This is a genomic window from Candidatus Thioglobus sp., from assembly GCA_028228555.1.
Classification (GTDB): domain Bacteria; phylum Pseudomonadota; class Gammaproteobacteria; order PS1; family Pseudothioglobaceae; genus Thioglobus_A.
Genome location: JAOJBP010000017.1, coordinates 1 through 12221 on the forward strand (window position 1 = coordinate 1; position 12221 = coordinate 12221).

General features: G+C 37.7%; 16 protein-coding genes. 12 read left to right on the forward strand and 4 right to left on the reverse strand.

Features of this window, described 5'->3' with window-relative positions:
* The 4 genes from N9Y32_06555 to N9Y32_06570 form a co-directional block, all read left to right on the forward strand.
* A partial coding sequence (locus tag N9Y32_06555) for a DNA polymerase III subunit delta' (protein MDB2590670.1) occupies window positions 1-656 on the forward strand: 656 nt, incomplete at its 5' end.
* Window positions 657-664: 8 nt separating this feature from the next.
* Window positions 665-1948 carry a glutamate-1-semialdehyde 2,1-aminomutase gene (gene hemL / locus N9Y32_06560; GenBank protein MDB2590671.1) on the forward strand — a complete coding sequence of 428 codons (1284 nt, stop codon included), beginning with the start codon at window positions 665-667 and terminating at the stop codon, window positions 1946-1948.
* A gap of 6 nt (window positions 1949-1954) precedes the next feature.
* The gene (locus tag N9Y32_06565) at window positions 1955-2548 is read left to right on the forward strand and encodes a TIGR00730 family Rossman fold protein (protein MDB2590672.1); all 594 of its coding nucleotides are present in this window, start codon (window positions 1955-1957) and stop codon (window positions 2546-2548) included.
* On the forward strand, window positions 2548-3201 hold the full coding sequence (locus N9Y32_06570) for an HAD-IB family hydrolase (GenBank protein ID MDB2590673.1): 654 nt from the start codon (window positions 2548-2550) through the stop codon (window positions 3199-3201). The genes N9Y32_06565 and N9Y32_06570 overlap by 1 nt, the downstream gene beginning before the upstream one ends.
* A gap of 86 nt (window positions 3202-3287) precedes the next feature.
* On the opposite strand, the gene N9Y32_06575 is transcribed toward N9Y32_06570, so the two are convergent.
* Window positions 3288-3803 (reverse strand): DsrE/DsrF/DrsH-like family protein, encoded by a 516-nt coding sequence (locus N9Y32_06575; protein ID MDB2590674.1) that lies wholly within the window; start codon window positions 3801-3803, stop codon window positions 3288-3290.
* Window positions 3804-3831: 28 nt separating this feature from the next.
* On the reverse strand, window positions 3832-4056 hold the full coding sequence (locus N9Y32_06580; GenBank protein MDB2590675.1) for a sulfurtransferase TusA family protein: 225 nt from the start codon (window positions 4054-4056) through the stop codon (window positions 3832-3834).
* A 107-nt stretch (window positions 4057-4163) separates the two neighbouring features.
* Between N9Y32_06580 and N9Y32_06585 the strand changes: the two genes are divergently transcribed.
* On the forward strand, window positions 4164-5495 hold the full coding sequence (locus tag N9Y32_06585) for a M48 family metalloprotease (GenBank protein MDB2590676.1): 1332 nt from the start codon (window positions 4164-4166) through the stop codon (window positions 5493-5495).
* Window positions 5496-5501: 6 nt separating this feature from the next.
* Here N9Y32_06585 and rpiA read toward each other — a convergent pair whose 3' ends face one another.
* Window positions 5502-6161, reverse strand: a complete 660-nt coding sequence (rpiA, locus tag N9Y32_06590; GenBank protein MDB2590677.1) for a ribose-5-phosphate isomerase RpiA — start codon at window positions 6159-6161, stop codon at window positions 5502-5504.
* A gap of 63 nt (window positions 6162-6224) precedes the next feature.
* Between rpiA and rdgB the strand changes: the two genes are divergently transcribed.
* From rdgB to N9Y32_06625, 7 genes are all read left to right on the forward strand, one after another.
* Window positions 6225-6812: an RdgB/HAM1 family non-canonical purine NTP pyrophosphatase gene (gene rdgB / locus N9Y32_06595; protein MDB2590678.1), complete on the forward strand. Its 588-nt coding sequence runs from the start codon at window positions 6225-6227 to the stop codon at window positions 6810-6812.
* A gap of 6 nt (window positions 6813-6818) precedes the next feature.
* Window positions 6819-7925: a radical SAM family heme chaperone HemW gene (hemW, locus tag N9Y32_06600; protein ID MDB2590679.1), complete on the forward strand. Its 1107-nt coding sequence runs from the start codon at window positions 6819-6821 to the stop codon at window positions 7923-7925.
* Window positions 7922-8329, forward strand: coding sequence for a c-type cytochrome (locus N9Y32_06605; GenBank protein ID MDB2590680.1), 408 nt, complete (start codon window positions 7922-7924; stop codon window positions 8327-8329). The genes hemW and N9Y32_06605 overlap by 4 nt, the downstream gene beginning before the upstream one ends.
* A 62-nt stretch (window positions 8330-8391) precedes the next feature.
* Window positions 8392-8814: a cytochrome c gene (locus N9Y32_06610; protein MDB2590681.1), complete on the forward strand. Its 423-nt coding sequence runs from the start codon at window positions 8392-8394 to the stop codon at window positions 8812-8814.
* A gap of 192 nt (window positions 8815-9006) precedes the next feature.
* Window positions 9007-9885 (forward strand): acetylglutamate kinase, encoded by an 879-nt coding sequence (gene argB, locus N9Y32_06615; protein MDB2590682.1) that lies wholly within the window; start codon window positions 9007-9009, stop codon window positions 9883-9885.
* Window positions 9878-10735 carry a dihydroorotate dehydrogenase electron transfer subunit gene (locus tag N9Y32_06620; GenBank protein ID MDB2590683.1) on the forward strand — a complete coding sequence of 286 codons (858 nt, stop codon included), beginning with the start codon at window positions 9878-9880 and terminating at the stop codon, window positions 10733-10735. The genes argB and N9Y32_06620 overlap by 8 nt, the downstream gene beginning before the upstream one ends.
* A 42-nt stretch (window positions 10736-10777) precedes the next feature.
* Window positions 10778-11416 (forward strand): YggS family pyridoxal phosphate-dependent enzyme, encoded by a 639-nt coding sequence (locus tag N9Y32_06625; protein ID MDB2590684.1) that lies wholly within the window; start codon window positions 10778-10780, stop codon window positions 11414-11416.
* A 58-nt stretch (window positions 11417-11474) separates the two neighbouring features.
* Here N9Y32_06625 and N9Y32_06630 read toward each other — a convergent pair.
* On the reverse strand, window positions 11475-12221 hold a 747-nt coding region (locus N9Y32_06630), incomplete at its 5' end, for a DsbC family protein (protein ID MDB2590685.1).

The following is a 12221-nucleotide window of genomic DNA, read 5'->3' on the forward strand; positions in this document are numbered from 1 at the left end:
TTTTTTATGGTGATCAAATGACTGTCAATGCGGCCAATAGTCTATTAAAAACATTGGAAGAGCCACGTGAAAATACACTGATTATTATCTTGGCACATAATATTCAAAACTTACCAACAACTGTTGTTTCTCGTTGTCAAAATATTCATATTGCACCCAGCTTTGATGACAAAACTCAAGCGTGGCTTAAAGCGCAACTCAGTGAAACCCAAAATGCTGATTTTGATGTCACACAGCTGCTAGAAAATACTCATGGCGTACCTTTTAAAGTACTTAGTGAATTAACAGAGGGTGGTTTTATTGCTTATCAAGCTTATCAGAATCAATTACTTAATATTGCTACTCATCCGTTAACTATTAATCAAACACAAATATTTGAAGGTAATGAGCTGGAAGTATTACACTGTTTGCAAAATTTAATTTTTGAAGCAATTAAGCTTAAAGCTACCCATCAAGAGGGTGGATTGATTGAGCTTAATCAGTTAGCTGAGCGTGCAAAATCAGATTTTTTATTCAAACTACTGGATGATGTATATCAAGCCATTCGCTTATCAAAAACCAGTGTAAACCTTAAATTATTATTGGATAATATTTTAATTGTGTGGTCTCACATCACCCATTTAAAGCAATATCCACAAATAAGTTCAAATTATTAGGAGTAAATATGAGTCAATCAGATATCTTATTCGAACAAGCAAAAAAAGTTATACCGGGTGGGGTGAATTCTCCAGTTCGTGCCTTTAATGGTGTCGGTGGAAATCCAATATTTTTTACTCGAGGTGAAGGTTCTTATTTATTTGATGCAGATGATAAAAAATATATCGATTATGTGGGTTCATGGGGCCCCATGATTCTTGGTCATGCCAATCAAGAGGTAGTTTCTGCGGTTAAAGCGACTTTGGAAAATGGCCTAGGCTTTGGCGCTCCTACTGAAATTGAAACAATTTTAGCCACCAAGGTTTGTGAGCTGGTGCCTTCAATTGAAATGGTGCGTATGGTGAGCTCTGGAACTGAGGCAACCATGAGTGCTATCCGTTTGGCTCGTGGGCATACTGGCAGAGATACAATTATTAAGTTTGAGGGTTGTTATCACGGCCACTCTGATTCGTTGTTAGTTAAAGCCGGCTCAGGTGCTTTAACTTTGGGCGTTCCAACCTCTCCTGGTGTGCCAGCTGATTTTGCCAAATATACGCTCACTCTTGAATACAATAACTTAGAGCAAGTTCGTGAAACGTTAAGCGAAGTGGGCGATAAGGTCGCTTGTATTATTGTTGAGCCTGTTGTTGGAAATATGAACTGTATTCCACCAGTTGATGGTTTTTTACAAGGATTGCGCGAGGTTTGTGATGAGCATGGCGTAATCCTAATTTTTGATGAAGTAATGACAGGATTTCGTGTGGCATTAGGTGGTGCACAAGAGCTCTACAACGTTACTCCTGATTTAACTACTTTAGGCAAAGTCATTGGTGGTGGATTACCAGTGGGCGCATTTGGCGGTAAATATGAAATTATGTCATCGATTGCACCATTAGGTCCTGTTTATCAAGCGGGAACCTTGTCTGGCAACCCAATGTCGATGTCAGCAGGTTTGGCTATGCTTAATGTCTTGTCAGCGGATAAGAATTTTTACCAAAAGCTTGATGCTAAAGTTCAAATGCTAACTGACGGCATTTTGGCTAAGGCTAAAGAGCATAATATTGGCATGATAGCCAATTCTGCTGGCGGCATGTTTGGATTATTTTTTACAGACTCAACATCAGTCACCAACTTTAATGAAGTTTCAGAATGTGATGTTGAAAAATTTAAAAAGTTTTATCATTTGATGCTTGAAGAAGGTATTTATATGGCACCTTCTGCTTATGAAGCAGGCTTTATTTCTAGTAGCCATTCTGAGCAAGATATTCAAGATACCATCGATGCAGCTGGACGTGCATTTGCTCAGCTTTAATATTTTATGAATATTGAAGTTGTTGAATCAGAGCTAAAAAAAGCTGCAATAACGCTAGATCGGTTTAACAACAACATTACTATTTTTGGCTCAGCTCGAGTTGATAATGACAGTGATCTGGCAAAAACTGCCTACCAATTAGGTAGACGTTTATCTGATCAAGGGTTTAATGTACTAACGGGTGCAGGTCCTGGCATTATGAGAGCCGCTAACCAGGGTGCTTTTGAAGGCAAGTCTAGTAGTATTGGTCTAAATATTAAACTACCTAAAGAGCAAATCGCAAATCCATTTTTGGATCAATGCTTAATGTTTGAGCATCTTTTTACTCGTAAAGTGGCATTAATTAAATATGCAGATGCTTGTGTATTTTTTCCCGGTGGCTTTGGTACCGTTGATGAGCTTATGGAGGCTCTTGCTTTGGTGCAAACTAAAAAAGCTAAGTCAATTAAAATATTCTTACTGGGAGAAGCTTTTTGGAAGCCTTTAATTAGTTTTTTTAAAACCCTTGAGCAGTTTCAATATATTGGACAATCTGATTTAGAATTATTTTGTATTGTTGATAGTATCGACAATATCATAGAACAAATGAAGGAGCAATAATGGCATTAGCTATTTTTGATTTAGATAAGACCCTTATTAATGGCGACAGTGATTTTCTCTGGGGCGATTTTATGAGTGAAATAGGTGTGGTGGATGCACATACGTATCAGGCAAAAAATCAATATTTTTATGATCAATATGCACTCGGTCAGCTTGATATCAATGAATACTTAGAGTTTTGTTTAGAGCCACTGTCTAAACATGACATGAAAACACTCAATAATTGGCATAAGCAATTTATGCAGGAAAAAGTTGAAGCCATTTTTCTCCCTAAAGCTCAAGCCGTAGTTAATGAACACAAGGCTAAAGGAGATACTTTATTAGTAATTACTGCTACCAATAGTTTTGTGACTGCACCGATTGTAGAGCGTTATGGTATTAACAACCTATTAGCAACTAACCCCGAAATTAAAAACAATCAATACACAGGTAAGGTCGTTGGTGTGCCTTGTTTTCAACAGGGAAAAATTACCCATTTAAAACAGTGGCTAGAATTAACTGGAGAAAGTATGAAGGGCGCTAGTTTTTATTCAGATTCTCATAATGATCTACCTATGCTTGAGTTGGTGGATAATCCTGTGGTTGTGCATGCTGATCAAAAATTACTAGCAATTGCATTAGACCGAGGTTGGCCAAGTTTGGATTGGACTTAAAGTATTTTAATCTTAAATTTCAGACAATAAAAAACCGCCTAATGGCGGTTTTTTTGTCAGTAGCTTATCCTACAAGATAGAAGAAACTACATGTACAAGTGATGATCACCATCAGCTGCTTCATCAAAGTAAGTTGCAGCACCTGCAAACTCAACACCATCAATGAAGTCGTCTTTGCTATAGCCAAACAACTCAACAGTCATTTCACAAGCAATAAACTTAACGTCAAACTCTTGACACATTGCACGAAGCTCTTCGATTTTAGCAACACCATGTTTAGCCATGGTTTTTTTCATTAACCATGTGACTAAAGACTCAGCGCCAGGAATATTCCATAGAACATTTGGAATTTTAGGACCAAAATCAATTTTTTGTAACCATTTAGGGCCAAAAGGCATCTTCATTGGCATACTTGGGTTTCCAATTGGAGAAACTCTAAGCTTAGATGTGTCTTTTAATAAAAGATTTAAACCATAGAAAGTAAAGAAGATTGTTACCTCTTTATCCATTGCAACACCAGTAGAGGCGATGATGAAAGGCGGGAATGCCCAGTCAAAAGTACCTTTAGTAGCGATGATAGTCATTTTATTGTTATCTGACATAGTTATTCCCCTTTAAGATGATTAAAGATTAAGCTCTTTCAATCGTGAAGATGTACTTACCAGCATCTTCAGTTGTAGAGATAAGCTTGTTACCAGTCTGATTACAAAAAGCCTCGATATCTTTTACTGAACCTGCGTCTGTAGAGATTACATCTAAGATCTTACCAAGATCCATTTTTGATAAAGCTTTCTTAGTTTTTAAAATTGGTAATGGGCAGTTTAAGCCTGATGCATCTAAAGTTTCGTCAGCCATTGGTGGACTCCTTATTGTGTTTTAGTTAAAAATATTACCTTGTTTTTTTGTAAACAAGTTCGGCTATTTTAGTCGCACAAGGCTAAAGAGTCAAATATAATGAACTCATGATAAAGATTATTGCCATGTGTTCGTTTCTAGTTACTAATGCTTATGCATTAAATCTACCTCAGACGAATCTACCTGAATCACTCCAAGAGCAAAAGCAAGGCAATGAATTCTTGCAAATTATCTGGAATACCGACAGAGTGGTTGGCGATGTGGAGACTCAGGTCTATTTAAAAAAAATTGGCCATGAGTTAAGCACTTTTAGTGAAGACCCCTCTAAGCATTTTGATTTTTTAATGCTGGATGATAATAGTATTAATGCTTTTGCTGGCCCTTATGGCTATATTGGCGTTCATACAGGCATGTTACTTAGCTCGGAATCAGAGGCAGAATTGGCAGGTGTTCTATCCCATGAAATGTCGCATGTTACTCAAAACCATTTGAGTCGTTTTAGTGAAAAAACTGACAAACAAACTTATATCATGGTGGCTGGAATGATCGCTGCTGCATTGGTTGATAATACTAATGCATCTCAAGCTATTGCGGCTTCAACCGTTGCTGGAACGGCGCAACAAAATATTAACTTTACGCGTGAACACGAATGGGAAGCCGATAGAATTGGCACCAATATGCTAAGTAAAACTGGCTTTGATCCAAGTGGTATGGCGCATTTTTTTGAAAAATTAAAAGATGACCCTAATGCACAAGAATTTTTAAGATCTCATCCCTTAAGTATCAATCGAATCTCTGATGCCATGCAACGTTCTAGTCGACTAACGGGCGATTATCGAGAGGATTCATTTGAGTATCAAACCATTAAAGCTAAGTTATATTACCATCAGAATAAGCGCATTAAGCTTAATAAAGACTTAAGTGTAACTTTGTATATGCAAGCATACGAAGCATTAGAGGCGCAAAAATATATCCTCGCTAAGAGCTATATTGATCAACTTTTAGAAAAAAACCAAAATGAGCCAAGCTATATTTTAGCAGGCAGAGTTTATTCTAAATTGGGCCAGTTAGAAATAGCACAACAACATTTCTCAAAAGTTTTACAAACAGAGTCAGGTGTTTATTATGCAGCTCAAGCTTATTTAGAAAATCGTCAAACTCAAAAAGGCATTCAACTTTTAAGACGCTATTTAAAGCAAAACTCAGGCACTTATCAGTCGCATAAGTTACTATCTTCTTTATATGTCGATACGGGAAGCTTAGACCGTGCGCATATTCATAATGCTAAGGCATTAGTAACTCAAGGTAAGCTTGATCAAGCGATAGATCGCTACGAGAGAGCAAAGTCGACCACTCGCTCTCAAGATCTATTTGATGTGATTAATGTTGAAATAGAGCGCTTAGAAAAGCGAATAGATCTTTATAAAGAATTACTTTAAGGGTGTTTAAGCGCCGACAACTTTAACGCCATTAGGAGTGCCCAATAATAAAACATTGGCACCACGATTAGCAAACAAACCATTAGTAACTACACCAACAATACTATCTAGCTTTGTTTCTAAGGCTTTAGCATCAGTAATTTTCAAACCTTTAACGTCTAGAATTTGATTGCCGTTGTCAGTAGTGAAATCTCTAAGGATGGCTTGACCACCAATTTCTTTTTCAATAGTGCGTTTTACATGGTTAGCTGACATTGGGATGACTTCAACAGGCAGTGGAAATTCGCCCATAACTGCCACTAATTTTGATTCATCAGCAATACACACGAAACGCTCTGCAACTGCAGCGACGATCTTTTCACGAGTTAACGCGCCACCACCACCTTTGATAAGGTTTAAGCCATCATCCGATTCATCCGCACCATCAATATAAACAGAAATTGTGTCAACGTCGTTTAAATCAAATACTTTAATACCATGAGCTTCTAAGCGATCCGCTGTTGCAACTGAACTTGCTACCGCACCAATAATATCGTCTTTCATCGTGGCCAAAGCATCAATGAAAAAATTAGCGGTAGAGCCCGTACCCACGCCTATAATAGTATCTTTAACAACGTATTTAAGTGCTTCTTGTGCAACGTCGAATTTCATTTCGTCTTGAGTCATGATGTGCTCCAATTTTTTTTATAAATTCAATCGATTATACCCTGAGAGCCCAGTTTACCTATTATGAAAAAAATCATTCTTGCGAGTAATAACACTGGAAAAATACGCGAATTTAATGCCATGCTTGCAGGTTTTTATGAGGTGGTTTCTATGGCTGATATGAATGTTAAAGAAATGCCAGAAATTGGGCTAACTTTTGTAGAAAATGCACTCATTAAAGCGCGTAATGCAAGCATGCAATCTGGCTTACCCGCACTTGCGGATGACTCTGGTATTGTGGTGGATGCTTTAGAGGGTGCACCTGGTATTTATTCTGCTCGCTATGCGGGTAATCATGGCGATGATGAAGCTAATACACAAAAATTGCTAGATGATATGAAACAAGTTTCCGATGCTAAGCGCTCAGCACGCTTCTGGTGTGCTATTGTTTTTGTTGAACATGCGAATGATCCAACACCCATTATCATTCAACGAGGTTGGGAGGGTGAGATTATGCGAGAAAAGTCGGGTGAAAACGGCTTTGGCTATGACCCTATCTTTTACGTACCAACTTATAAAAAATCTTCTGCTGAGCTATCTTCAGAGCAAAAAAATAATATCTCTCACCGAGGTAAAGCACTGCAAGCACTTTTGAGTGAGTTAAAAAAATAAACTAAAATGCTAGAATTACCACCACTTTCACTCTACATTCATTACCCTTGGTGTGTTAAAAAATGCCCCTATTGTGACTTCAATTCTCACGAAAATGGCGATAAAAATGGCTATATTGAAGAATTACTAATAGATTTAGACGAAGACTTAAGTTATATTCAGGGCCGATCTATTCATTCAATTTTTATAGGTGGCGGCACACCTAGTTTGATGTCCGAAGAAGATTTATCACAGCTATTTAATGGATTAAGACAAAAGCTTAATTTTGATCAAAATATTGAAATTACCTTGGAAACCAACCCAGGCACCTTTGAAATTGAAAAATTTAAAGCTTTTAAAAAAATAGGCATTAACCGCTTATCAATTGGCGTTCAATCTTTTGACAACCAAAATCTAAAAGCACTGGGTCGGATTCATAGTGCTCAAGAGGCAACTAAAGCTTGCATTGAAGCGAGTAAGATTTTTGATAACTTTAATATTGACTTAATGTATGGACTGCAAGGGCAATCCACAGTTGAATGTTTGTCCGATCTACAACAAGCAATTGATCTTAATCCTACACATATTTCTTTTTATCAGCTCACCATTGAGCCTAATACTTTGTTTGCAAAATTCCCGCCTTTACTGCCAAAAGATGATGATATTTGGTCTATGGGTGAAGCGGGTGTAGATCTGCTAGAGAAAAATGGTTTTGCTAGATATGAAGTGTCAGCTTTCAGTAAGCAGCCCTCAAAACATAATATCAATTATTGGGAGTTTGGTGATTACCTCGGTATTGGTGCAGGTGCACATGGAAAAATTACCCTCATTGATGATCAAAAAATGATTAGAACACTTAAATCTAAGGCGCCCAAAGATTATATTGAAAATCGTAAAAAAACGACCGAGCCAATTGATAATCTGGCATTTGAATTTATGCTTAATGCACTCAGGCTAAAAGAGGGTTTTGATGAGTCTTTATTCTCTAGTAGAACAGGAAAATCAATAACGCTAATCCATGATAAACTTAATCAAGCAAAGGATTTAAGGCTCTTAAAACAGCGCGGATCAAAACTTTATCCTACCCAAAAGGGTTTTGATTTTTTAAATGATTTACAGGCATTATTTTTATGAAAAAATTAATTATTTTAACAAGTGCATTGTTTTTAACAGGGTGTTTTGATAATGGCGATGTGCAAGCCAAGGTTGAAGATAGTGTCCAATTGGGAAAGGCAACTTTTGAAAAAAACTGTGCCTCTTGTCATGGAAAAGACGGAGAGGGGATTGTCAAAGATTGGAAAAAAAGACAAGCGGATGGAAACTATCCTGCGCCACCAGTAAACGGCTCAGCACACGCCTGGCATCACTCACCAAAAACTTTATTAAGTACCATTAATAATGGTGGTGCAAAATTGGGTGGGCGAATGCCAGCCTTTAAGGATAAGTTGAGTGAAGAAGAAAAGCTAGCAACGCTTGACTATATTCACAGTCTTTGGCCAGAGGAAATTCAGAAAAAATATGACTCAAGATTTAAATAACAAGTATGCTGATTCAGGTGGGGTTAGTCACAATGACTCTCTGCATGTAGATGACTATGGTCATGGGTAAAGTTTTATTATTTATAGCGATACTCACATTGGGTATTTTCCTGTTATTTTATGATAATGAGTGGCTTGAGTCGAAGAGGACTGCTGGAAAAGGTCTTTTTCCTGATGCAAACTATAAGTCTAGTATTTCTCAAGGAGAGGTTGAGTATCAAAAGACTTGTGTAAGGTGTCACGGGGAGGGTTTGTTGGGAACTAAACAAGGCCCTTCACTACTTGATAGTATCTATGGCCCCTCTCACCATGCAGATTTGTCATTTTATTATGCGGTAAAAAGCGGTGTTAGACAGCATCATTGGAGATTTGGCGATATGCCAAAGATTGCAGGACTTACGCCAGAAAGGGTTAGCGATATTATTGCTTATGTACGTTATCAGCAAAAAAAGTTAAATAAAAAGATGACAGGCGGCGGTAAATGAAAAAAAATATTGACAAGTTTTGCTATGGCAGCACTATATTTGTTAGATAGTTATGTAATTAAAACTGATACTAGAGTGAGTGGATTTCTTCTAATTTTAAGCAATATTTCATAGTTCTAGCTGCCAAAGAAATAATCGGTTAATCGCGCACTCATTAAGTAAAATAACAGAAAATTTTAAATTATTTTAATTATGTCTGACAGCACACACAATATAGCCAGCGTCCTGACCGAAAGCTTGCCATACATCCAAAAGTTTCAAGGCAAAACCATTGTGATTAAGTATGGCGGTAATGCCATGGTTGATGAAAAGCTTAAATCAAGCTTTGCTCGAGACATTGTTTTGATGAAATCTGTTGGTATGAATCCAATTGTAGTTCATGGTGGTGGACCACAAATCGGTAAAACCTTAGAAAAGATTGGAAAACAAAGTGAGTTTGTTGGTGGCATGCGTGTGACTGATTCTGAAACCATGGATGTGGTAGAAATGGTATTGGGCGGTTTGGTTAATAAAGAAATTGTTAATTTAATCCATCAACATGGCGGCCACTCGATTGGCTTAACTGGAAAAGATGGTAGCTTGATCTCAGCTAAAAAGCTTCATCATGTTGACTATCCAACTTCAGAAATTATTGATTTGGGCCATGTTGGCGAGGTTGATAAAATTGACACCTCGGTTATTGAGTTGTTATTAAAAGGTGATTTCATTCCTGTGATCGCACCAATTGGTGTGGGCCAAGATGGGTTTTCTTATAACATTAATGCTGATTTAGTCGCAGGTGCTATTGCCCAAGCGCTAAATGCAGAGAAACTTATCTTACTAACTAATACATCAGGCTTACTAGATTCTAAAGGTGAGCTTTTAACAGGTTTGGATGCAAAAATGGTGGATGAGCTAATTGAAGACGGCACGATTTATGGCGGCATGCTGCCTAAAATCGGCTGCGCATTATCAGCAGTTAAAGATGGCGTGAAATCTACACATATTATTGATGGTCGTGTTCCACATGCCGTTCTTTTGGAAGTTTTTACAGATAACGGTGTTGGCACGCTGATCACGTGTAATGAGTAAAGAACATCGCGATACTATCAAGGTAGTCGACTGTCAAGTATTAGCGCATTATAAGTATGAAGGCGATCAATATATTATTACGCTTGCCTCAGACGTTATTGCTAATGAAACTAAGCCGGGACAGTTTGTACATATTTCTGTGTCAGATGCACTACCCATGAGACGCCCAATTTCAGTCATGTCGGTTGATAAAGAAAATGCCACTTTTGATTTATTATATAAAGTCGTTGGTAAGGGAACACAGCAATTATCTGAGCGCAAAATTGGCGACGTGTTAAGTGTAATCGGCCCAATTGGCAACGGCTTTACAATGACAGACAAAAAGCGACCACTATTAATTGGTGGTGGTGTTGGTATGCCGCCTATGGTGGCTATTGCTCAATCGATCAAAGACAACGATTATCAACCATTTGCTATTTTAGGCTCTGAAGTGCCATTCCCTTTTGATGCACAAGTAGCAAGTGACGGCAAAGATTATCAAGGTGCAACACATACCATGCCCGAGTTTGAAGATTGGGGTGTTGAGTGTCGCTTAGCCAGTTTGCAAAACTACGAAGGTTGTTTTAAAGGCTACGTAACAGATCTTGCTAAGGTTTATTTAGATGGCTTGTCAGCAGAAGAGCTTGCCCAAGTTGAGGTGTATTCTTGTGGTCCACACCCAATGCTTGAAGCCGTTGCCAAATTAGCTAAAGAATACAACTTACCTTGCCAAGTATCGCTAGAAGAAAACATGGCATGTGCGGTAGGTGGTTGTGCAGGATGTGTGGTTGAAGTGCAAACGGATAATGGCCCAGCCATGAAACGAGTTTGTGTTGACGGACCTGTATTTGATGCTACTACTGTTTTTTAAAATGAGGTAGGCTTTGCCTATTTAAAAAAATCGGTAAATAATATGATTGAACAAAACTTAGCAATAATCCACAATCGTATTAATACCGTTAAACATTCGCAAAAAGTTACACTCATTGCTGTTAGCAAAACCAAACCCGCCTCAGATCTACAACAAGCTATTGACGCAGGACAAAAGCATTTTGGTGAAAACTACCTACAAGAAGCCTTAGAAAAAATTCAAGCGTTAAAAGGCCAAGATTTAATCTGGCATTTTATCGGCCCGATTCAATCCAACAAAACTAAGCAAATTGCACAAAGTTTTAGCTGGGTGCATAGTGTTGATCGGCTCAAAGTCGCAAAGCGGCTAAATGATCAGCGCCCTGAAAATTTAGAAAAACTCAATGTACTCTTGCAAGTGAATATTGACAACGAACCTACTAAATCAGGCGTATTAATTGACGAAATTGATGAATTAATGCCTCATTTTGAAAATTTCTCAAATATTTCCCTTCGAGGATTTATGTGTATCCCAAGTCCTGATCAGTCGGCGCAAAGTTTCGCCAAAATGGCTCAAATACTCAATAAATACCCAAATTTAGACACTTTATCTATGGGAATGAGTGCTGATCTTGAATTAGCCATCAAAAATGGTGCTACTTTCGTGAGAATTGGCAGTGATATCTTTGGAAAAAGGGCTTAAAAGCTGCATTCGCAAAATTTGTCAAATTTTTAGCTAGCAAATTACCCAGATTTAAGATTCAATCTATTGATTTTTTCTTAAGCCAAACACTTCGTAAGTACAAGTACCCAAAGAAGAAAATAATTCCACCAATAATATCGCCAGGAAGAAAAGTAGATAGGAAAAATAAAGGATCTGGCTGCAGCCAATGCTCTGAAAGGGTTTCGAGATGATGCTGCGAGTAAAACGCTATAAACTTGAATAAAGTATTAATAATAGCTGGCGTACCTGTAACACCGAGTTGTTTAGAGATTTCTAATTGGTCAGCAACCGGATTGTCGCAATTAGAGACGTCAACAATAGTGCCGCTATCATTGTAATCATCCATGGCTTGATTTCTATCATCTGCGCACCAGATTTTTTGCATCTTAGCTTGTGCCTTAGGGTGTAATGAAGCCAGAGGAGAGGCAAGATATTTAACGCTAATGCCTAAATCATTCATCTTCCCTATATTGTTATGAAGTTTTCTACAGTAAGGGCAATCAACATCAGTAAATACATGAACCTGATATTTTTCATTTTGAGCTTTATAGATAATTTTATCGCTATCTTTGATGGTATTGATTAGTGCTAATTTCAAGTTTTTGACTTTGCTACTTTTTTGAATCAAACTTCTAGTCTTTATGTTGACCACATCGCCTTGGATTAAGTATTGACCATCTTCAGAAATCAACATAGAGTCAATTGGGTTGTAAGTGATTACTTCATATACGCCTTTAAAAGGTGAATCGGTAATATCATTTTTATCGATTCCATCAAAGAAGCG